This window comes from Desulfosporosinus nitroreducens (assembly GCF_023897015.1).
GTDB classification, from domain to species: domain Bacteria; phylum Bacillota; class Desulfitobacteriia; order Desulfitobacteriales; family Desulfitobacteriaceae; genus Desulfosporosinus; species Desulfosporosinus nitroreducens.
In genome coordinates, this window is record NZ_JAMHFY010000001.1 from 292809 (window position 1) to 314742 (window position 21934).

24 protein-coding genes are annotated in these 21934 nt (G+C 44.6%); all 24 read right to left on the minus strand.

What is annotated here, in order from left to right:
- Nucleotides 1-172: 172 nt before the first annotated feature.
- The gene (locus tag M8E35_RS01640) at nucleotides 173-1849 is read right to left on the minus strand and encodes a ribonuclease J (protein WP_252466978.1); all 1677 of its coding nucleotides are present in this window, start codon (nucleotides 1847-1849) and stop codon (nucleotides 173-175) included.
- A 181-nt stretch (nucleotides 1850-2030) separates the two neighbouring features.
- Nucleotides 2031-2591 (minus strand): elongation factor P, encoded by a 561-nt coding sequence (gene efp, locus M8E35_RS01645; protein WP_073030333.1) that lies wholly within the window; start codon nucleotides 2589-2591, stop codon nucleotides 2031-2033.
- Nucleotides 2592-2772: 181 nt separating this feature from the next.
- Entirely contained in the window at nucleotides 2773-3834 is a 1062-nt protein-coding gene (locus M8E35_RS01650; protein WP_252466980.1) for a M24 family metallopeptidase, read from the minus strand.
- Nucleotides 3835-3899: 65 nt separating this feature from the next.
- Nucleotides 3900-4340 (minus strand): type II 3-dehydroquinate dehydratase, encoded by a 441-nt coding sequence (aroQ, locus tag M8E35_RS01655; RefSeq protein ID WP_252466981.1) that lies wholly within the window; start codon nucleotides 4338-4340, stop codon nucleotides 3900-3902.
- A 687-nt stretch (nucleotides 4341-5027) separates the two neighbouring features.
- Nucleotides 5028-5324 carry an RHS repeat-associated core domain-containing protein gene (locus M8E35_RS01660; RefSeq protein WP_252466982.1) on the minus strand — a complete coding sequence of 99 codons (297 nt, stop codon included), beginning with the start codon at nucleotides 5322-5324 and terminating at the stop codon, nucleotides 5028-5030.
- Between the two features lie 161 nt (nucleotides 5325-5485).
- A complete protein-coding gene (locus M8E35_RS01665; RefSeq protein WP_252466983.1) occupies nucleotides 5486-6070 on the minus strand; it encodes a LysM peptidoglycan-binding domain-containing protein in 585 nt (194 codons plus the stop codon).
- A 93-nt stretch (nucleotides 6071-6163) separates the two neighbouring features.
- The gene (locus tag M8E35_RS01670) at nucleotides 6164-6682 is read right to left on the minus strand and encodes a hypothetical protein (RefSeq protein WP_252466984.1); all 519 of its coding nucleotides are present in this window, start codon (nucleotides 6680-6682) and stop codon (nucleotides 6164-6166) included.
- On the minus strand, nucleotides 6675-8114 hold the full coding sequence (locus tag M8E35_RS01675) for a type IV pilus biogenesis protein PilM (RefSeq protein WP_252466985.1): 1440 nt from the start codon (nucleotides 8112-8114) through the stop codon (nucleotides 6675-6677). The genes M8E35_RS01670 and M8E35_RS01675 overlap by 8 nt, the downstream gene beginning before the upstream one ends.
- 44 nt (nucleotides 8115-8158) lie before the next feature.
- Nucleotides 8159-8947: a prepilin peptidase gene (locus M8E35_RS01680; protein ID WP_252466986.1), complete on the minus strand. Its 789-nt coding sequence runs from the start codon at nucleotides 8945-8947 to the stop codon at nucleotides 8159-8161.
- 102 nt (nucleotides 8948-9049) lie between these two features.
- A complete protein-coding gene (locus M8E35_RS01685; RefSeq protein WP_252466987.1) occupies nucleotides 9050-9547 on the minus strand; it encodes a type II secretion system protein in 498 nt (165 codons plus the stop codon).
- A 162-nt stretch (nucleotides 9548-9709) separates the two neighbouring features.
- Nucleotides 9710-10915 (minus strand): type II secretion system F family protein, encoded by a 1206-nt coding sequence (locus M8E35_RS01690; RefSeq protein WP_252466988.1) that lies wholly within the window; start codon nucleotides 10913-10915, stop codon nucleotides 9710-9712.
- Nucleotides 10912-11958, minus strand: a complete 1047-nt coding sequence (locus M8E35_RS01695; RefSeq protein ID WP_252466989.1) for a type IV pilus twitching motility protein PilT — start codon at nucleotides 11956-11958, stop codon at nucleotides 10912-10914. The genes M8E35_RS01690 and M8E35_RS01695 overlap by 4 nt, the downstream gene beginning before the upstream one ends.
- A 15-nt stretch (nucleotides 11959-11973) precedes the next feature.
- Complete coding sequence (locus M8E35_RS01700; RefSeq protein ID WP_252467096.1) at nucleotides 11974-13719, minus strand: GspE/PulE family protein; 1746 nt, start codon at nucleotides 13717-13719, stop codon at nucleotides 11974-11976.
- Complete coding sequence (locus tag M8E35_RS01705) at nucleotides 13676-14059, minus strand: hypothetical protein (protein WP_252466990.1); 384 nt, start codon at nucleotides 14057-14059, stop codon at nucleotides 13676-13678. Before M8E35_RS01705 ends, M8E35_RS01700 begins: the two co-directional genes overlap by 44 nt.
- 23 nt (nucleotides 14060-14082) lie before the next feature.
- A complete protein-coding gene (locus M8E35_RS01710) occupies nucleotides 14083-14610 on the minus strand; it encodes a PilW family protein (RefSeq protein WP_252466991.1) in 528 nt (175 codons plus the stop codon).
- On the minus strand, nucleotides 14597-15022 hold the full coding sequence (locus M8E35_RS01715) for a hypothetical protein (protein ID WP_252466993.1): 426 nt from the start codon (nucleotides 15020-15022) through the stop codon (nucleotides 14597-14599). The genes M8E35_RS01710 and M8E35_RS01715 overlap by 14 nt, the downstream gene beginning before the upstream one ends.
- 60 nt (nucleotides 15023-15082) lie before the next feature.
- Nucleotides 15083-15484, minus strand: coding sequence for a competence type IV pilus major pilin ComGC (locus tag M8E35_RS01720; protein ID WP_252467098.1), 402 nt, complete (start codon nucleotides 15482-15484; stop codon nucleotides 15083-15085).
- A gap of 405 nt (nucleotides 15485-15889) precedes the next feature.
- Nucleotides 15890-16405: a pyridoxamine 5'-phosphate oxidase family protein gene (locus M8E35_RS01725; protein ID WP_252466995.1), complete on the minus strand. Its 516-nt coding sequence runs from the start codon at nucleotides 16403-16405 to the stop codon at nucleotides 15890-15892.
- A 47-nt stretch (nucleotides 16406-16452) separates the two neighbouring features.
- Nucleotides 16453-17511, minus strand: a complete 1059-nt coding sequence (gene fni / locus M8E35_RS01730) for a type 2 isopentenyl-diphosphate Delta-isomerase (RefSeq protein WP_309446437.1) — start codon at nucleotides 17509-17511, stop codon at nucleotides 16453-16455.
- A 288-nt stretch (nucleotides 17512-17799) separates the two neighbouring features.
- Nucleotides 17800-18891: a 3-dehydroquinate synthase gene (aroB, locus tag M8E35_RS01735; protein ID WP_252466997.1), complete on the minus strand. Its 1092-nt coding sequence runs from the start codon at nucleotides 18889-18891 to the stop codon at nucleotides 17800-17802.
- Nucleotides 18863-19396: a shikimate kinase gene (locus M8E35_RS01740; protein ID WP_252466998.1), complete on the minus strand. Its 534-nt coding sequence runs from the start codon at nucleotides 19394-19396 to the stop codon at nucleotides 18863-18865. Before M8E35_RS01740 ends, aroB begins: the two co-directional genes overlap by 29 nt.
- Nucleotides 19397-19410: 14 nt before the next feature.
- Nucleotides 19411-20559, minus strand: a complete 1149-nt coding sequence (gene aroC / locus M8E35_RS01745; protein WP_252466999.1) for a chorismate synthase — start codon at nucleotides 20557-20559, stop codon at nucleotides 19411-19413.
- Entirely contained in the window at nucleotides 20474-21025 is a 552-nt protein-coding gene (locus M8E35_RS01750; RefSeq protein ID WP_252467000.1) for a type II secretion system protein, read from the minus strand. The genes aroC and M8E35_RS01750 overlap by 86 nt, the downstream gene beginning before the upstream one ends.
- An 18-nt stretch (nucleotides 21026-21043) precedes the next feature.
- The gene (aroE, locus tag M8E35_RS01755) at nucleotides 21044-21883 is read right to left on the minus strand and encodes a shikimate dehydrogenase (protein WP_252467001.1); all 840 of its coding nucleotides are present in this window, start codon (nucleotides 21881-21883) and stop codon (nucleotides 21044-21046) included.
- Between the last annotated feature and the right edge of the window lie 51 nt (nucleotides 21884-21934).

Genomic DNA, 21934 nt, shown 5'->3' on the forward strand with positions numbered 1-21934 from the left:
CTGCAATTATACTTAAGTACAGCAAATAAAGGGTCAGACCAATGTGAAATCCGCTTAACTAAGTCGAACATTGAGACCATCTCCCTATTTGAAGGAGGGACCACACAAATAAGAGCGCTTCGGTCTATAATTACGTTCCGCAGCGCTCTATCTTAAATAAATCCTAAACACACTAATAATGCAGTAACACAGGCAGAATCATGGGGCGCCTCCGAGTCTTATCCCATAAGTATTTGCTTAGACTATCCCGAATGTTAGCTTTCAAAACTCCCCATTCGATTTGGTCTTTCTGAAATTGTCTTTCTAAGGTATTTACTACCTCCTTCTTTGCTCCGTCAATTAAGGTGTCAGCTTCTTTCATAAATGTGAATCCTCTTGAGATAATATCGGGCCCAGACAAAATCCTATAAGGCTTGGCCTTGGAAAGTGCGGCTACAACCACGACCACCCCATCCTGTGCCAATTGTTGCCGATCCCGCAGAACAACTTGCCCCACATCTCCTACACCCAGCCCGTCTATGTAGACACTTCCCGCTTCCACACGCTCGCCAAATTCCATTCGATTTGGAGAAAGTTCAACACGTGAGCCAAGTTGGGTTATGGCGATGTCTTGGTCAGCATAGCCGAGGGAATGACCGATTCTTCTAAAGCCCACTTGATGACGGATTTCACCGTGGTGCGGTATCAAAAAACGAGGCTGGACGAGACGAATCACGAGCTTAATTTCTTCTTGATTAGCGTGTCCGGACACATGAACCTGTCCCATTTCTTTGGTGACAACTTCAGCCCCGATTTGATAGAGATGATTGATCGTCTTACCGACCAATTTCTCGTTACCGGGTATAGGTGTTGCCGCCATAATTACCATGTCCCCAGCCAAAACATTGATCTGCCGATGGCTTCGAGTGGCCATCCTAGTCAAGGCGGCCAGTGGCTCTCCTTGACTGCCAGTGGTGAGCACGAGCAATTTCTCAGGTGGCATATTTCCAACCTCAGCACTGGGAACTAAGATATTTTCATCCGGCAATTTCAGATATCCCAGTTCTATTGCAGTTCGAACCACATTTTCCATACTTCTTCCCACAACGCAAACCTTGCGTCCAATATCCGCAGCTGCATCTATCGCTTGCTGAATCCGGTGCACATTCGAAGCAAAGGAAGCCATTATAATTTTTCCTTCTGCCCGTTCGAACCACTCCCGCAAGGCTTTCCCAACAGCCATCTCGGACACAGTAACACCGGGCCTCTCTGCGTTTGTTGAATCGCAAAGCAAAGCCAGCACCCCTTCCTGCCCCCAAGCTGCCAGTTTTCCGAGTTCCATGTCCTGACCATCGATCGGCGTATAGTCAACCTTGAAGTCCCCGGTATAAATCACTCTGCCCACTGGCGTAAGTAAAGAATACCCTACTGCATCAGGAATACTGTGGGTAACCCGAAAAGCTTCTACTTTAAATGCCCCTGCCTGAATTGGTACGCCTGGTTCAAGAATGTTAATCAACGACTCTGAGTATGGAGTCCTCTCCTGAAACTTTGCCTGTACTAACCCTAATGCCAATTTAGTTCCATAAATCGGAATGTTCAATTTAGGCAAAATGAAGGGAAGTCCTCCAATATGATCTTCATGTCCATGAGTAATAAAGAGTCCCTTAATTCGGTCACGGTTTTTCTCTAAATAGGTTATATCGGGAATCACTAAATCGATGCCAAGTAATTCCTCATCCGGGAATTTTACCCCCCCATCGATGATTACAATGGAATCCTCGTATTCAAAGACAAGCAGATTTTTCCCAATTTCTCCAGTTCCTCCGAGCGGAATCACACTAAGCTTTGACGTCTTATTGGGCAACATAAAAAACACCTCCTATGGTAGCACTAAACTTACTTTGCCCCATAGGAGATGTTTTCATGTCATATTATATCTACTTACAAGACCCCACTTTTGTCAAGTGGTTCCAGACCAAACCCTCAGGCTTGGTAGTCTTCTATTACTACAATTTCGACTTCTGGCATCTGATCTCTGAATTCTTGTTTTACTGAGCCCGTTGAACATAGCTTCCGGTTCTTGTATCAATGATCAGAACATCTCCCTCATTGACAAAGAACGGAACTTGCACTACAGTGCCCGTTTCCAAAGTTGCAGGCTTAGTCCCTCCGGTAGCCGTGTCCCCTTTCACTCCTGGTTCAGTGGCGGCAACCGCTAGCTGAACTGTATTTGGCACATCAACTCCAATAACCTCCACGTCAAAGAAAAGCACCCCTAATGTCATGTTTTCTTTCAACCACTTGACACCGTCTCCGATTTGAGCCTCTGTCAAAGAAGTTTGCTCATAGGTTTCCTTATCCATGACAACAAAGTGTTCCCCATCTTTATAGAGGTAATCCATCTCTCGGCGCTCAACATGAGCCTTTTCAACCTTTTCTCCGGCATTAAACCTCCGCTCAACAACTCCGCCGGTTTTGACATTTTTCAATTTCGTACGCACAAAGGCAGCACCTTTACCGGGCTTGACATGTTGGAATTCAACCACTGAAAATACATCACCATCTAATTCGATGGTTAGACCTGTCTTAAAATCGTTTGTAGAAATCATGTTATTTCTTCCCCCTAATAATTCTTGTATAAGTTAGTTTGTCCTCTTCTAACGTCTAATACTTAGAAATCCCTAAACAATATCCTTGATTCCGGTAAGGTTCTTTCCTGTCTGAATCTTCGTGCTCCTTCGTCGGTGCTTGCGAAAGATGTTATTCAACAGTTAGCTATTCGGACAAATTTTACTCGAAAATAATGAATTCTTTCGGTGCTTTAGTTAATACTTCACATCCGTTTTCTGTCACCAAAACAATATCTTCAATCCGGACACCGCCCCAATTTGGGATATAGATGCCAGGTTCGACCGTAATGACCATACCCGGCTCCAGCAAGCGTTCTTCCCTTTTATTTAGATTCGGACCTTCATGGATAGCCAGTCCTACAGAGTGTCCCAATCCATGTCCGAAGTAATCTCCATAACCGGCTTTTTCGATAATCGCACGGGCTACAGCATCCACTTCTTTTCCAGTTCGTCCTGGAGCAACTGCTTGAATCCCTGCCCGCTGGGCAGCCAAGACAGTATCATAAACCTGCCGATGCTTGTCCTCCGGATCGCCGATGAACACAGTTCGAGTAATATCTGAACAGTAACCTTGATAAATCGCTCCAAAATCCATTGTCAGGAACTCTCCTGATTGAACTCTCTTTGAACTGGCTGTCCCATGAGGCATAGCTGAACGAACACCCGAAGCCACGATGAAGTCGAATGAACCCCCGCTTGCACCAGCCCGTCGCATAGAAAATTCTAAGTTCAGGCCAATTTCTTCCTCCGTCTGTCCGATTTCGATGGTCTTTAATGCTTCATCAAACGCCATATCTGCAATCTTAACTGCTTGTCGAATCAAATCAATTTCAGAACTATCCTTTATCGAACGCAGGTGACTGACAAGATCAGGTAAGGACAAAAGTTCAGCTTGTGAAAATGCATCCTTTAATTTACCAAAGTCCACATATGTGATAAAGTCCCCTTCAAAGCCAACCCTTAGTGCCTGTTGTCCGATTTCTGACAAAGTCGTAAAGTGGTCCTGTCCAGCGTCAATAATTTCAAACTCAGGGGCCTGGGCTTTGGCTTGTTCTATGTAGCGAAAGTCGGTCAATAAAAGAGCTTTTTCTAACGTAATGTACAGAGTGGTTTCTCCACCGGAAAACCCGCTTAGGTATCGTCCATTCTCCGGACGCATCACAACATACGCGTCGATATTTCCATTGTGCATCTGTTGACGCATTTGTTGCAGACGACTCACTAAATGTCTCCCCCTTTTCGTAGTTCGTGGTTTGTAGTTCGTGGTTCGAATATCTGATTCGCGCGTTATGCCCGATGCTCTTGGTAAGCAATGGCATAGCGCATCGCTAATCCATACCCCTCTGCACCAAGCCCTGAAATCTGTCCGATGCAGACCGGCGCAATAACTGAATTGGCTCGAAATGCTTCACGAGCATGGATATTGGACAGATGAACCTCAACCGCTGGAACCTTTACTCCACTAATAGCATCTCGAATCGCATAACTTGTATGCGTCCAAGCCCCAGGATTAAGGATTAAAAAATCAGCAGGTGTTAAGTCTTGAATCCAATCTATGAGAACTCCCTCATGATTCGTTTGCCGGCACTCAACATTTATCTTGGCTTCATCAGCTAATTTTAATATTCCCTGATTAATCTCTGCCAATGTTTGCGATCCATAATGCTCAGGCTCACGCAACCCTAATAAATTGATATTTGGACCATTAAACACCCATATCTTACCCATTTAATCACTTCCTTAACTACCTTTAAAATTTTAACACAATTTTCTATTGTAGCATAGTATTTTTAGAGTGATCCATGCATAAGGACAATGGACAACAGTGTATTGCAATCTCCATATCATCCCAAGCTCTTACATCATAATTTACATAATATCATAATCCCTGATGAAGTCAGAAAATTAATGAATTAACGATAGAAACCAGATTCCCCTGGGCTGCCCTAAGCAACCCAAGGCAATACTTTAGTTAAGGACCCAATTTCCATAAACTTCTGTTATCTTCGTTTTCTGTTGCACCAACAGCGATTCGACAAATATCGAAAGTATACTAAGCTACGCTATCAAGTCTTTATAATTCAAAATCGTTCCCAAGCCTTGCGTATCGCCCTATAGAAAAAATTGGATAATAAAGCAATTAGTGGCCAAGACAGGTAATCGAGTTTGACAGACGGCTTGTCCGAGAAACGAATGCGCATTCGTTTCTCGGACAAGCCTGATTTGTAAGAGCCGGATTACATCTATTTCTTTAGGATTAACCTCACTATGAGATCTGTAGCGGAAGCGGTCCGTAAGATCAAAGAGCTCTGGGGTGACAGTCAAACCCGGTTAGGGAAAAGGGTGTCGAGTTAAAAATTGCCGGTTTTGAGAGATGACTAATCTAGATTAGTTCCTCTCAAAATCGCCGGATTTTCAAACCGGAGACTGTAGCAAAAACCTGCCAATCCCTGCATTGTAATACCTGGCATTCAGGAAATACAACCCAGTTTCCTTATCATACCGATATCCCGCATAGGTGTAGTTTTGCAGAGCGTTATACCCTCGGATCTGTGGGCTTTGTTCAAACTGGAGGTTGTCGAAGTAACCCGTGGCTCCTTGGTAGGTGATGGCCATGATTCGGGCGTAGACGGCATTGGCTGGAGGTTGGATATCTGTCGCAGTATAAGGAGGATGTAACAAACCTTTAGGTTTCGTTACATCCTCCTTCATAAGTCCAGTTTTCCATATAATTTGTTATTTAGAAGACCTTGACTCACACCGAAAATTGTCGTTTCTTTTTTTGCGGTCATTTCTGTTTAGCTGCTTGGGCCTTTTTAACGGCGGTATTCGCTCAAGCGTATAACCCCTATCCCTAAGCGAATCCAAATTTGTTAGTATGCCGCTTTCGCTCCCTGACCGTATTGAGGGGCAAAATTGAATTGGGTTTGTTGGTTCTGATCCTGCTGTTGGGGTTGAGATAGTTGCGGAGTTGTTTGCTCTTGAGTTTTTGTCTGAACCGCTAGTTTACCCTTTTCTGCGCTGTCCCCATCCCCACTCACCAAGCGCGGAGAGAGTATAACGTTTAAGTTACTTAACATTATTTGCACTTCTGTTGGACCACATTCCCCTGCCGGCTGAATTTTGCGTATCTCTGTTCGCGGCAGAAGAAAATGAATTTCATGGGGAGTCTTAGGTTCCCCAATACGTCGAAGACGAACATGAACTCCCTCTATTTCCATTTCAACTTCGTCAAGATATTCCCCTACAAACTCTTGCCCCTGATCTACATCAATATTTGCATACTGTTCTAACCCTTTAGACCCTTTAAATTCGGGCAGAACAATTTTCTGTCCTATTTGAAGCCTTAGTGGATCAACACTGGGATTGACCATTAAAAAATCGTCACAAGTTCCACCCCAGCGTTGAGCCAAGGCATGAAAATTATCTCCTGGTTGAATGCAGTATTCCTTGCCCACGTCACATTCCTCCTCTCCTTAAACTATGGAAGAGAAAGAATGTCTTGTTACTAATTCTGGGAATCATTTCTTTATAATCCCATTAACTTGAACTTACTCACCTGTGCAGTAATAGATTTGTAAAATAGCTTCTCCACCTGCTTCACTTAACACCGCCTCTTGAACATGAATACTGATTCCTTGCATTTTCTCAAGCGCTGCGAGAGATCTGGCGATTCCTGGCCATTGACCAAGTAAGCGCAAGTTAACTAAAGCATAATCAATCCTTGCACCTTTACCGGCCTCTCTCCGCTCCCCAAACCGTTCAACATTTAACGAAACCACGTCCACGCCCAGATCTGCAAATGTGTGCCGACACAACTCAATCATATCGGGCAGCTGATCCATTGTGGGAATAATGGTATTAGGCTTTGTCTCTCCCTTTCTTAGTACATCTTGCCAGTGAGCCTTTTCTTCCTGTAAGGAGCCCAGTCGCATATAAGCTGGTTGCCAAAGAGCCAAAAATGCACCCGCAATACAGATCAAAACCCCTGCGAAGATAACCTTTAAAGTACGCCGGGATAGACGCTGCCAAAAGGGATATATAGAAAGGGGGGGGGGGGATTTAATCATAGTTGCCTCCCTGTTTTGCATTTAAAATAAACTCGACATTTTTTAGGGCTGTCAACTTATAACTGGACAAAGAGGGGGCTTCCCATCCTAAGGCCCGCAAACTGTTAATGATCCCTTGAACACTTTTGGAGTCATTTGCACTTCCGTGAACAGACAAACTCCCTTGCTTAAAGATGATCTGCTCAATCTTCAGTTCTGCGCCCTCCAACTCCTGAACCTGAGCCAATCTCTCTCCGATTTTTTCCGAGTGTATACTCACCTTATTCCAAGCCGACGTGAGAGCTCCTTGTTGTCGATTCTGCTCCTCAATCCCGGCACCTTCAGTTGATAGCTGTGTTATTTCCTCTTGCAAATTCAATGCCCTTTGACAGAGGGATAACCAAATCAAAGTTCCTGCTATTAAAAATACCGCGGCCAGAAAGACTAAACCCAGATAGGTCTTCTTAACCTTCTGCTTGGCAACAGGCTGACACCATAGGTTAAGCCCCGAACGATCTGAAAAGATTCGCTGGCCATACCCCATCGTCACCTCAGCAAATCCTTTGTTATCCTCAAGCAATTTCTGCCAAGAATCAGGAATATCCTTTAGCATTGCTTGTTCAACCATTAAGTTATGGTTTGAAGCGGCTAACGCCTGAGCGAGTTGGGCAATTTCGGGCCCTCCACTCCAGACCAAACGTTTTAAATTATAGTCTGGTTGCTGGGTCCGGTGGTATAAAAGAAAGCGCCCGACTTCGTTTTTCCATTCATCAATCCGCCCTTGTTCGCGACCCTCATTCGCACTTGCATCTTTAGATAGAAGAGAAGGTAACGACCGTACACTTTTTGGGACCACTCCTCGAAATAAGGCCATGTGTATACTCCCTGAATCTCCCTGCAGGTATAGCACATCTTTGTCTGCTTCAAATCCCAAGGCTTGACCCAAGACAGAATAAGCAAAATCTGCTCCACTAACGCTAAAGCCCGCTTGTCCAAAAATAAAGGCATACTGTTCTAGTATGCTTCGACGTGTTGCGCCTAATAAAACCTGTAGGCCCTTATGCTTTTCTTCAGAAATAACAAGGAAATCATAGAGTAAATCTGATCTTGCAATCGATATTTCTTCATCAACCAAGAGAGGTATTGCTGATTTTCGATCGTATTTAGAAAGCCAAGGCAGGGTATATGACCCTATGAATCCTTGTTGCAGAGAAACAGCTAAGTGTGCCTTCTGGCAGTTGCCTGGATGTTGCGACCGATAAGTCGATAAAATGCCTATTAGGGAGTTTTCGTCTCGTACAATTCCCTGTTCAATAATTCCGGTCGGAATTGGAATGCGGTCAAATTTGACCACTGAAGAATTATGAACCAGTTTTCTAAACAGAGGGATGGAAAAACAAAACCCTCGAATCTCTCCATCAGTCACTTCAAAGACCATGGAACTTTTTCGCATTTAAGCACCCCCTTAAAATGAGGTTCGATTATGGTGCATAAATATTATCTTATCCAAGTCCAGTACCAGTCAAAGATTTGGGTTCCCCATAATAATGTAAATATTGCCCCTAAGGCCAGATAGGGCCCAAAGGGAATCTGCTGCCGAAAGCGCTTTTGACCTGTGATTAGGAGAAAAATTCCTGCTAATGCTCCAATAAAACTTCCGCTAAAAACTGACAGAAAAATTGCAGGAAACCCTAAGAAGGCACCCAAGGCCGCCACCAACTTGACATCTCCCAGACCCATTCCTTGCGGATAGGCCAGCGCAATCAACAGGAACACCCCCCCTGCGCCCAGAGCACTAAGCACACTCTCCCAGCCGCCAGGGCTTCCCGGTATAAGAAAAGCTCCTAATACTCCAATCCCCAAAAGGGGAAGGGTAAGAACATCCGGCAGACGAAAGGTATCTAAATCAATAAAGGATAAAGCAATCAACGCTGCTACGAAAGCTAGGTTTAAGACTAGTCGCGCTGGGTGGACCCCTGAATCAATACTAACGTAGGCGGTCAAAAAGAAAAGGATTCCTGTTAGGAGTTCAATGGCCGGATAACGCCAAGAAATACGTGCCTGACATTCACGACATTGCCCTTTTTGAATTATAAAGCTAAGCACAGGAATGAGTTCCCAAGGCCGTAAAGCATGTCCGCAAGCAGGACAATGAGAGCCTGGCGATACGATAGATTCCCCACGGGGGACACGATAAATGACTACATTCAGAAAACTTCCGATTATGAGTCCCAGCAACATTGAGAGTATTGAGAGTTCTGCAAGCCCTGCCGTCATACTCATCATGAAGTATCATCCTTTCTGGTTGCACTTCTGCTTCCATCCAGCTATAAATATTAAACGCACTCGTGCTAAATATGGGAATTTACTTGCCTATTAATTAAATTACTAATCAACAGAAGAGGTCCATAGGATTTCTTTTAACTCCCCATCATACGCTCGAACTTCTGCGGCCAAACCGTTGCTGGCCAGATAGATCATGATTATATTGGTGGGCTGTGAAGTGTCCGGAATGACAAGCACCGTTTCATCTGTTTTATCTGTATCAGCCGCATCAAGGGTTTCCACTCCAAAACCTTCATGCCCCGCTGCCACCTGTTGTGTGGTGGCTTTGTCCAACTTACTTATGTAATTAGGAATAAACCCGGCAGCAGTTAGCACACCATCATCGTCCTTCAAGTTTTTTGGATATGTTCCATTTTCAACTTGATATCGATCTAAGGCGGCTTTAACTTGGTGCGCTGTCGCCACATCTGCTTTTTGCCGTGCGTTTGCTGTACTTGACACTAATTTGGGGATCGCTATAGCTGCCAGCCCGGCAATGATAATGATCACGGCCAACACTTCGATTAGGGTAAATCCTTTGTCCCGTTTGAGATAATTCACACTTTTCTCCTCCTTCATCTTAAATAACCCCCTCTTCATCAGATAATCTTAAGTAAAGCTAAACTTATCCGTGATCATAAGCCTGCCACATACTTAACTCCAAGATATTTTTCTGACCTCAGGCCTCTGACTTCCGCCTTCTGCCTTCTGATTTCCGGTCTGTTATTCAAGATGTGAACTGAGATCAAAGACAGGAAGCATGACCCCGCCAGCAACAAGGCTGATCAGCCCAGCTAAAGCAAGAATCAAAACAGGTCCAAGCATACGCATTAAACGATCCAGGTGTTCCTCGAGTTCACGACGAAAAATCCGCGTGACATAATGCAGCATCTGATCCAGTTGACCTGCTTCCTCGGCAATTCCTATCATTTCAGCCCCTTCCTTGGGAAAAATTCCACTCGAACGCAGCAAAGGTGCCATTCTCTTTCCCTGACGGACATTTAGTACGAGACGGTTTGTCAACGCCAGCATCTCAGGGCTGCGCAACGATCCTGCTGTGAGACGCAGAGCTTCCAACAAGGGAATTCCAGCACCTAATAAGCGAGCCAACATTCTGCTAAACTGAACTAAATCCCGAAGACGATAGACCTTTCCGATGAGTGGAGCGCGACCCAGCAAGTTGTCTAAACGAATTTTCCAGTGATCCGGGCTCGTAAATTTCAGAAACACCAGACCACCGCATACTAATCCAACAACCCCCCCTAAGAAAAGGGGAAGTTTTTGACTGCCGGCAAAAATGACTCTAGTCAAAAAGGGTAATTCAGTGGCACCTACACTTAAAAACAGTTTTTCATACATAGGAAGAACCCACACGGAAAGAACATAAAGTACCAGGATAACGGCAGAAAACAAAAGCATTGGATAGGCCAGAGCAGCCTTAGCCTTTTGCTGATAAACCTGTTCCTGATCTAACTCATCTGCCACTTCACTGAGAGCCTTTCCGACAGTTCCCGTGTATTCCCCCGCTTTAATCATGGAGAGTACAAATGCGTTAGGGGAAGGATTCACAAGAGCTAAAGCTTCTGATAAGTCACTGCCTGATTCCACTCGCTCCTTAACGCTTTTCCATTGTTCCTGCTCAAAAGATCTTTTCTCTTCAGGGGAGGTCATCATTTCCAAAGCCTGAAGTATGGGAATTCCCGCTTCTAATAAGGTAGCTAACCGACGAGCGAAACTGCTCCACTTTAAATTAGCTCTGGCCGGTAATAATACGTTCTTCCAATTCAGGGTTGCTCGAACCCATACGGGGAAGTATCCTGCCTTCCTTAAGCGGGTTTGAACCTCAGTACTCTCATCACCCGCCCATGCTCCGTGCCGGATTCTTCCATTTAAGTCGACAGCTTTCCATAGAAAATACTGCCTGCTCATCTCCTCATGCAGTCAGGGCTCTGCATCTTTTCCTGAGCCACCTCGTAAGACACTAGACCCCTTTGCACTAAATCCATAATTGCCTTATCCATAGTTTGCATTCCTAACTTGGCATTCGTTTGGATAACCGTTGGAAGCTGATGAGTTTTGCCTTCCCTTATAAGGCTGCGAACCGCTGGCGTAGCCATCATAACCTCGATAGCGGCCACTCTTCCTTGCTGATCTGCTCTAGGAAACAATTGTTGAGACATAATTCCCTGTAATACTGCCGCCAGTTGCACGCGAATTTGCTGCTGTTGGTGAGGTGGAAAAACATCAATTATCCGGTCCACCGACTGGGTGGCGTCATTTGTATGAAGCGTGCTAAAAACCAAGTGCCCAGTTTCAGCGGCTGTAACAGCGGTAGCGATAGTTTCTAAATCCCGCATTTCTCCAACCAAAATTACATCCGGATCTTGACGCAAAACAGCTCGAAGGGCATTCGTAAATGAATGGGTATCGTTACCAACCTCCCGTTGATTGACTAAACTCAGTTTATGTCTGTGTAAATATTCGATCGGATCTTCAATAGTCACGATGTGGCAAGCCCGTGTTCGATTAATATAGTCGACGAGAGATGCTAAAGTAGTTGATTTACCACTTCCGGTTGGGCCAGTCACTAGGACTAATCCTTTATGCAGTTTAGCCAGCTCAATACTTACTGGCGGAAGTCCTAACTCTTCCGGACTGGGAATGACAAAAGGAATCAAGCGAATAACTATTCCGATAGATCCTCTCTGACGAAATATATTGACCCGATAACGTCCAATACCTGCCAAACTATACGATAGGTCTAATTCTCCATATTCGGCAAACCGTTTGGCTTGCTTTTCATTCATTAGAGATTGGGCAAAATTATTTAAATCTGCCTGAGAAAGTTTTTCCAGCTGATTTTGAACCAGTGAACCATCAATACGTAAAACCGGCGGGCTCTCCACTGTCAAATGAATGTCTGACGCCTTTTTCTCTCCAGCCAAAAGCAAAAGTTCTTTTAATGAAAACATCTCTTCCGTCTCCTCTTATCCTTGTATTCCGGATGTAACACGCAATACTTCCTCCACGGTCGTAAGTCCTTGGATTACCTTAAACATCCCATCTTCAAAAACCGTAAGCATCCCAGAAACCATCGCTTGTTGTTCAATGTCTCTGGCATTTTGCATAGATAGGACGAGTTCTTTAATCTCCTGATTATACAGCAAAAATTCATGTACCCCAATCCTGCCTCGAAATCCAGTCCCCAGACAATCCGGGCATCCCACAGCACGATGCAGTTGGTCGACTGACCCCGGTAAACGGAGTACCCTTTTCTCCGCCTCAGAAACCTTATACTTAATCTTACAATGTTCACACAACCGGCGCACCAGGCGTTGAGATAATACCCCACTGACCGCTGAGGCTAAGAGATAGGGCTCTACCCCCATATCGATGAGCCGAGCTAAGGCCTCTGCTGCCGTATTAGTATGTAACGTTGATAAAACTAAATGTCCGGTAAGGGAAGCGGTGATGGCGATTCTCGCTGTTTCTTCATCACGGATTTCTCCAATCATGATCACATCCGGATCTTGACGCAAGATATGTTTTAACCCAACAGGAATGCTGAGCCCTGCGGGAAGGTTAACTTGTACCTGATTCACCCCAGACAGTTGATATTCGACAGGTTCTTCAATTGAAATTATATTTTGCTCCTCAGCGTTTAATTCTCTGAGCAGGGCATAGAGGGTAGTGGTCTTGCCGCTTCCCGTTGGACCCACGACCAGTATCAAACCATTGGGACGTTTCAATAAGGCTTGTACTCCCGTCTCAACCTCTAAGCGCATTCCCAGATCATTAAGCGGACGCTGAGCCATCTCCGGGTCTAAAATTCGTACAACTATTTTTTCCCCATACACAGTAGGCATCGAGGACATTCGCAGGTCAACACACCGAAAACCTGCGTTAAACGTCATTCGGCCATCTTGAGGAAATCGCCGTTCTGCGACATCCATTTGAGCCATTACTTTCAGGCTGGAGACAATACTCCGAGCGGCATTGGCCGAGAGATCATGTTTTCTAATAAGTTTACCGTCAATTCGGTAGCGCACAACAAAAGCACTTTTACGGGGTTCCCAATGAATGTCGCTAACTCCCTGCACGACAGCCTCGTGTAACACGGAATGAACGAATTTAAGGGTTGGTGCCTCGTCCTCTTGGGAATCTAACTCAGCAGTCTCGGAAAACTCGACCGACCAAACGCCTTGATTTTCCAAAACATCCTCTGCAAGGTTTGCCAGACGGGCGACGGATTGTTCTACCGTTAAACACTGTCGAATTGCAGCCTCAATTTCTTCCTTCATAGCATATACAGGCTCAATTTCCAGACCTGTAAACATTCTGACATCCCGGAGGGCCCGTTCATGGGTGGGATCTAACATGGCGACTCTCAAAACCCCGGAATACCGTTCAAAGGGGATGAGCGTGTAACGGCGAGCAATTTCTTCAGTAATTAGACCTGCTACAGCAGGGTCAATTGCGACCCTGGTCAATTTTACTTCTGGGATCCCCAGATATTGTCTTACAGCCTCTGATAAGCCAGCTTGGTTTAACGCACCCATACGCACAAGCGTATCCCCAATTGGTTCTCCGGCCTGCAAGGCTAATTCTAACCCAGCAGATAATCCAACTTTATTAAGAAAGCCATTAGCTACTAAAAACTGACCAAATTCATGATTGTTTTTCATGCCCTCACCAATGCAATTCCTGATAACCCTTGATGACCCAAGTTCCATCAACTAACTCTAACCGCTCCTCAATTCTTCGAACAGCTAATCCGGAAAGTCCTTTAGACGTCACTTTATACTCCCCTCCACTAAACTCAATTAGGATATCGACCTGACCAGTATCAAATGACAAACTCCCCTGCCGCAGTTCCGGATTAACCAGCAAATGGGCTTTAGCCCACTCAATCCCTCCCTCAGCAATGTATAGGGCTTGTCTGCTTTGAGTTTCACGTTTTACCATGCGGTTCTCTGCATTGCCCTTTAGATAGACCTCCATCCCCAATCCCGAAAACAAGGTTAAAAGCAAGAGAACGAGAAGGCTCAAATAACCTGATTGATTTTGCACCATTATCTTGGGAACTCTTCTATTAATCAAAGTACGGAGGGTATTTGTGGTGCAGTAGAATATACCCGTGGTCTGATCAGAGTTTGCCAAGAAGCAATTTGCCCATCGACGCTTGCTTGTAAGAAGATTTTCCACAATCCCGGTTCCACCTCCGCACATTTCCATCCAATCATACAGCTCGCCACCGGTTGGGAAACTCCAGCATGTCTCCAATAAAGATCTTTCTGTCCATCATGATCTAAATCATCGATAAAATAGGAATCAAGCGTTGGCAAAGGGTTAGAATCATCTGCTAAGGGTAGCACCTTCAATACACCGGGATTTGTCCAGCTTGCAGTTTCAGACATGCGAATTGCATCGGAGACCGTCTTTCCAGCCGTCATGACGGCATAATGTGCTTCCAAGTGATTCTTGAGAGCACGCGCTCCACGCCATTGATCAGTAAACAGCCGCATCGCAGTCAGTAAGAAAATGCCGGAAATCAATAAGGCAACTAACACTTCCAAAAGGGTTAACCCGCATTCTGAATGATCCGTCCACCTATTCAACTGCATAAAGACTCTCCAACTTATATTGATAAGGGTTTCCCCGTTCCATCCAAATTACTTCTACACTTACTTTCAACAGTTGGGGGGTGTCATGCCATTCTGAACATATTATCCAACGGAATTTCCCATCCGTTCCTTCTATCGCTCTGCCTGGGATACAATTACGGTCAGCGATATTATCGCTCCAATTATGGACTGCCAAGTGATCCATTGTCGCCTGCGCCAGATTAGCCCCCTCCATAAGGGTTGTGGCCCGGCGAGATTCAGAAAGCGCCCCAACTGTCAATTCGAAAAGAACACCAAATCCTAAAGAGAAAAGAAACAGGGCAAATAATACATCAAATAAAACATAACCCTTCGCAGTGCCGATGTTATTACTTTTTGGGATGCTCCCTCCCCCTTTCATGGTTTCATTCAAGCTTTATCCATTTCCCACAAAAAACCATATCATCTCTTTAAGTTAACGAACGTTAGATCATTAATTAGCCGAGGAGTTATCGACTCGCCCCGACGAATCAAGCTGGTAACTCTGTTCAAAGTTAAATGGATTGATTGGTATTTCATTAAGGTAGGGACCATGCCAATCACTCATGCCCTTTTGATAATATACTAAATCAGTTACATTGTGTGGATAAGTTCCGACATCAATCTTGTAAAGTTGGGCAGCTCCTTCGATTCTTTGGATGTTGGCCCGATTCATTTGCAAGCGAACATTTTTAGAGGCTGAACCGTAGTAAGGGGTAAATGAGGTTAGAACAACTCCCATAAGGAAAAGGACGACTAGAACTTCCCATAATGTGAAACCTGATAGTCGCGACTCGTTATTTCTCTTCAAGGTTATTCTTCTTGGATAATTCACGCTTCTCAATTCTAAACTCACAACTTTCAACTCAATATAAGCTTCCTACACACAATTCTTCTTCTTTCTCTATCCATTAATAAATCCCTTCCAGCCTCGACATATCTTTCTCAAAAATGCTTTTAGTTACCATTTTCCCCTATTAATTCCATAGCGTTACATCGATATGTATTTTTGCAATTGCAATAAGGAAAATCTGACAAAGATTCTTTAATCCTTGTCAGATTTTGTATACTTCTTGGTTTTAAGAAATAACCTAATTCTCACCCAAGTCTGTCTATAAGAACTCAGCAAACTATTGAACTTATTTTAGGCCTTGTAACTGAATGCATCCTTATAACCATACTCATTCCATTTTTCTTTGACCACTTCCAGCACTGGTTCTGATAAAGTGATATTTATGGGTTTTTCTTTACAACCTAAGCATTATGTATCCAAAGTTGCTTGGACTTCGGACAGCTCATAACCATCTCTAGTTTCATCAACCTTTAAATTCAACTCAATATGTTCGCCAAATTTTATAGTATTATCCGTAAATTTGAGAAACTGAGGTATTATGCAGTGCCAACGGGCCTTGGAAACTCCCTTAAAGGTACTCGGATTCTGTAAAATCTGCATAGCAAAGGGATACTTCTTATAATAAGAAGCCAAAACGACTGCTGTCTCTTTGAGGTTTTTCACAAGGTAAGCCTTCCCTTTCAGTTGAAGCCCTTGAATCGTCTTCGGATCCTGATAGTCTTCAGTAATTGCCGCCGCTGTTAGGGGATTATCTTGCAAGTTACTGCTATGTTTTGACGTAAGTTCTGACAAAAAATAAATGTGGAATCCACGATTGACAAAGAAAACAGGGGTAGCCCAAGGTCCGTCTTCCCCATAAGTAGAAAGGATCATAGTATTGTGGTTGGCTAAGTAGTTAAGCATTCTTTGAGCTTTCTCAGTCATAAATAAACTCCTCAGTATATATTTTATATGATACCTTAGTTCAAATATCATTCTCTAGACCGTGAGTATTTGTTGATATCAACGCCCCTTCGCAAAAGCCATTCTGCCGTAATGCCCGTAATAACCACCGGCTTTTTTGACAATTCTTCCAAAGAAGCAGCCCCCACCATTAACATCGACCGGCGCAAATCTTCTATGATTCTATCAACTCGATCATTAAGGCCTTTTTCAGAGCTATTATGTAGAACCTGTAAGAAGTGGCCCGCCATACCCACCAATTTAGATCCTAAAACAAGAGCACATGTTACATCACTTTCACCCTTAAAACCACCAGAAGCTAAAACAGAAAACGGTAAATCCAAACTTAAAGCTTCTATCAGACTGGCAGCAGTAGAAATACCGATATTCTGGAATTTCCCTAAGCAGTCCTGACTAGAACGAGCAAATTCTATTTTTATAAAATCCGTTCCACCTTTACCACTAACGTCAATATAACGCACTCCAACATCATAGATTCTCTTAGCTGTCTCTCGAGACAGACCAAAGCCAACTTCTTTAACAATGACAGGTACATCGGATAAGGTTACGACATTTTCGATGTTGGTCAAAACCCCTCGAAAATTTCTATCCCCCTCAGTCATAGCAAGTTCCTGAGCAACATTCAAATGTAACTGAACGCCATCTGCTCCGATCATGTTGATTGCTTCTTTTACCTGAGCCGGCGGTGTTAAGGCATTAACATTAGCCAGTATAATCCCCTCAGGATTCTCTTCTCGTGCTATCTTATAGGTACTTCTCACCCCTGGATCTTCCAAGCCGGCTGTCTGTGAGCCGACTGCCATGCCAATGCCAGCCCGTGCTGCCACCCTTGCCAGACTCTTGTTAATATACTCAACATCAGGATGTCCACCGGTCATTGCATTTATGAGAAGCGGAGCTTTCAACCTCTTTCCCAAAAACTCCAGAGAAGTATCAATCTGCTCAAGGTTTAAATCCGGCAGAGCTTCATATACTAAATAAATATCAGAGAAACCATTTTTCACCAAGTATTCCGTGGTATTTAGAGCAAATTCTATATGTTCCTTCTTGCGATGTTGCCTAGATATTTTTCATACCCCCAAAGCCCTTAATTTGTTATTCTCGTTACTCAATAAAGCTCTATTCCCACCTTGGATTCCCGACTTTTGATAAAAGGCTTGGCTTGCACCAAGCTTCTAACTTTACTCTAACCTATTTACCCTTAAATTTACACATAGAATTTAACTTTTTTGATAGATCTGTATTTAGGTCTTTTGGCAAAGATAGTTCTCTATATGCACTTTTCCAGTCTCTCAATAGTAAAAATCTGACAAGGATTCCATAATCCTTGCCAGATTCTCACTTTATCCTTCATATTAAGAAATAACTTGTTTCCAAGCTGCTAAGATTTCGAGGTCGGAACATTCCTTCGAAACAATCGCTTGCCCAATTCCTTTGGGCAGGATTAGAATCTTTCGTCCCCCTTGATTTTTCTTATCCGATTGCATACGTTGCAACAAAGCCTCAGGGTCTTGTCCTTTAATCTCAGTCGGCAAGCCATAGGTATTAAGCAACTGCTTAATTCGATCTATCTCCGCGCTAGTCATCAGCCCTTTTGCGTAGGCGAGATGGGTCGCGGCTATGATCCCAATACTAACCCCTTGTCCATGAGTAACTCCGCGATAATTCATCTCAGTCTCTAGGGCATGTCCAAAACTATGACCCAGATTCAGCAAGCCGCGTACTCCTTGTTCTCGTTCATCTTGGGAAACGATTTTCACTTTGACAGCAGAAGACCGTGTCACCATTTCGCCCCAGATCGATTTTTCCCGGAGCTTGATACTTTTTTCTTCATTCTCAAAAAACTCAAAAAGGTCTCGGTCAGCGATTATGGCATGCTTAATACTTTCAGCTAAGCCATTTTCAACTTCTTCCCAAGGCAAACTCTCGAGGGTTGAAAAGTCCGTCCAAACCGCCAAGGGTGGGTAAAAGGTGCCTAAGATATTCTTGCCCGCCGGATGATTTACCGCTGTTTTTCCACCAATGCTGCTGTCCACTTGCGCCAATAAGGTGGTAGGGACTTGAATCAAACGAATTCCCCGCATGAAGACACTGGCAAAAAAGCCCGCCAAATCTCCGATAACCCCTCCTCCGAGAGCGATGACGAGGGTTTTCCGGTCCGCATCACAACGCAACGCCGCTGTCGTTAGCTGAGCTAAACGTTCCAAGGATTTTTCCGTTTCTCCTGCCGGGACTGTCAGCAAATTCACTCGGTAATTAAGAAGTCCTTTCTTGAGACGTTCCGAGTACAATTCGGCTACTACCTGATGTGAAATAACAAGAATGTGCTCCACATCCTCAAATTGAAGATGTAAGTATTCTCCTAACTCTTCGAGAGACGATCCCAAAAACACGGGATACGTGCGGTCCGCCGTTACGTCAATCTTTGGCCACTTCGCTAAACTCATTTTTCGTCATCCTCTCTAGCTGTATAAGAATCTCTTTTACCACTTCGTCGACGCTTTTTTGCGACGTATCGACTATGAAATCAGCCTGAGAGTAACATTCCTGCCGTTCAGACCACAGCTTTTCAATAGCTTCTCTTGGACCCTTAAGTAGTGGGCGGTCATTTTTATTTCCTATCCGAGCGAGAATCGCTTCCAAGGAGGCATGAAGAGCGATAACGGTCCCGTTCTGAGCCAAAGCATCCCAATTAAGAGGGTTTAGCACTGTACCTCCGCCAGTCGCAATAACGAGCCGCTCCTGCTGACTAAGCCTTGCAACCACGATGCTTTCCTCTGAACGGAAACGGGTCTCCCCATGCCGACGGAAAATTTCACTGACACTCAAGCTGGTTACTTCTCCAATTTCATAGTCTGTATCAACAAAATCCCAAGCGAGCGACTGAGCTAAGCGCTTTCCAACTGTGCTTTTGCCAGTTCCCATAAATCCAATGAGAACAATGTTTCGCATGGAGCTCCTCCCTCTCACTGATTTAATAAATTATCTCTATAATCTTTCCAGGCTGTTTGTAATTCTATAAAAGTATCCGCTGGAAATTTCTCAAGCACTGCTTCGACAATTACCCAAGCTGCTACATGTTCCAAAACTACTAAAGCCGCTGGTACAGCACAGATGTCTGACCGCTCTACACTAGCTTTAACCACGGCTTTAGTCTCCAGATGCACCGTGTCTAAAGGTTGATAAAGGGTCGGAATCGGTTTCATAACCGCTTGAAGAATGATCGGTTCTCCGTTACTCATCCCCCCCTCGATTCCTCCAGCATGATTTGAAACCCTGCTGAAGCCCTGGCCCTTTTCATAACAAATTGGATCATGAACCTTGGACCCCAATCGGTCCCCTGCCTCAAAACCTAAGCCAAACGCCACCCCTTTAATCGCTTGTACTGAAAGGACAGCCTGGGCTAATTTACCATCTAACTTCCGATCCCACTGCACATGGGACCCCAATCCTGCGGGGACATGATGCACTTGCACTTCTAAGATTCCTCCCAAGGATTCCCCTTGTTCTCGTGCCAAGATGAGCTTTTCCCCCATCTGTTGTTCGGCAATCGGGTCTCCTACAGACCACTCTGATTGTTCTACACGTTGCCAATACTCTTCATTATCAGCACGCTCTGCGTGAACACCGCCAACCGCAAGGACATGCCCCTTTATTTCTACGCCTAAGGCGGTCAGAACTTGCCTGGCAACACTCCCAATTGCTACCCTCATGGCAGTTTCTCGGGCGCTCGCGCGCTCGAGGATATTCCGGACTTCTGTACGATATTTAAGAGCTCCTGTCAAATCCGCATGCCCTGGCCGAGGAGTCAACACTTTTCGGCTCTCTAAGTCAGCGTCTTCTCTCCAAGTCATGATTTTCTCCCAGTTTTCCCAATCACGATTAGGAATTTCCAAAGCGATTGGGGCCCCGGTACTTAATCCGCCTCGCACTCCGGAAACAAGCAGAACTTCATCTTGCTCAATGGCCATCCTTCCGCCTCGTCCAGGGCCCTTTTGACGTTTTCTAAGTGCCTTATCGACTTGATCCTTAGAAATCTTCATTCCCGAGGGAAGTCCCTCGATAATTCCCACCAATTTCTGACCGTGTGATTCTCCCGCTGTTAAAAACCGCACTTTCCGTCTTCCCCTCTATATCCAACTTTTCTCGAATGCGCATACCTACTGGGGCGACAATGACACTTCTCCGCTCACCCAATGAATTGGTCAAAGTAATAGTCGTCCCCACACTTCGTCCTGAAGCATTAAAGGTTAAATCCCCCGGGCTTCCAAAAAAACTAATTCCATTTTTAAGATACACGTTTTTTATCATCTGGCCTTGCTTATAGATCTGGTAATGGTGATCCCCAGTCTGATAATAAAATTTAACCGCATACCAATTATTCTCAGCCATTGCGGCCTGACGAGCATCCCGAATGTCTTCCAATAATTGAGTTGACTCAAAGGCTAAGCGTTGCTTTTCAAAGTTAACAGGAAGCTTAATGAGCAGATAAAAACCTGAGCCCGCCAAAAGAACAAACACAAGTAACATTTCTAAGAGCGTAAATCCTCTCTCAAGATCGTTGGCACCTGCTTTGCTCATTTCACTCTTCCTTTACCTCTATCCTTTATTAAACATTCCCTTGAAGAGTTGATTCTTTAGGGCTTGGCGCATTTCCTTGACAGGGGCTTGGCCACCAAGCCAAAACTCCCAGGCCAAAGCCCCTTGATATAGAAGCATTTCTAAACCATTATGCGTTCGGCACCCCAGTTTCTTAGCTTCTTTCAAAAAAGCAGTTTCCATAGGGTTGAAAATTATATCCACAACCAGCGCCCGCTTAGAAATCCCTTCTAATGAGAATGGAAAGCTCTCCCTATGCAGCCCTACAGAAGTCGTTTGCACTAATAGGTCTACATCTTTGAGCCAGTCCCCCGGAGCGAACTCCCCTGTAGAAGCTGTGCCTCCCTCGCGTTCTATGGCTTGAGCCAATCCCTTCGCCTTTTCAGGCGTTCGATTGAGAATATGTAAACACATCCCTTGCTCAGCTAAGGCCAGAGCTATCCCTTTACTGGCTCCGCCTGCACCTAGTAGAACTGCCTTTTTTCCTTCAAATCCATGGAGTTCTTCTTCTACAGAACGAACAAATCCATCCCCGTCCGTATTGTGACCAATAAGTTGTCCCTCATGAATTTTCACGGTATTAACCGCCCCCGCGCGCTGAGCTTGGGGAGTAAGAGTATCGAGGAGAGAGACAATATTTTCCTTATGAGGGAGTGTTACATTCCAACCGGAAAACCCCAAGGCACGAAGACCTTTTACCGCCTCCGCTAAATGGCTGGCTTCAACGCGAAAGCGTTGATATTCCGCGTCTAGCCCCAGTGCCTCATACCCTGCATTGTGCATCCAAGGAGAGAGTGAATGCTGAATTGGGTCACCCATGACTGCATAGTGTCTTTCCACTTATAACATTCCTTTACATAATTCCTTTAGTAAGACCAGAACAGAAAATAT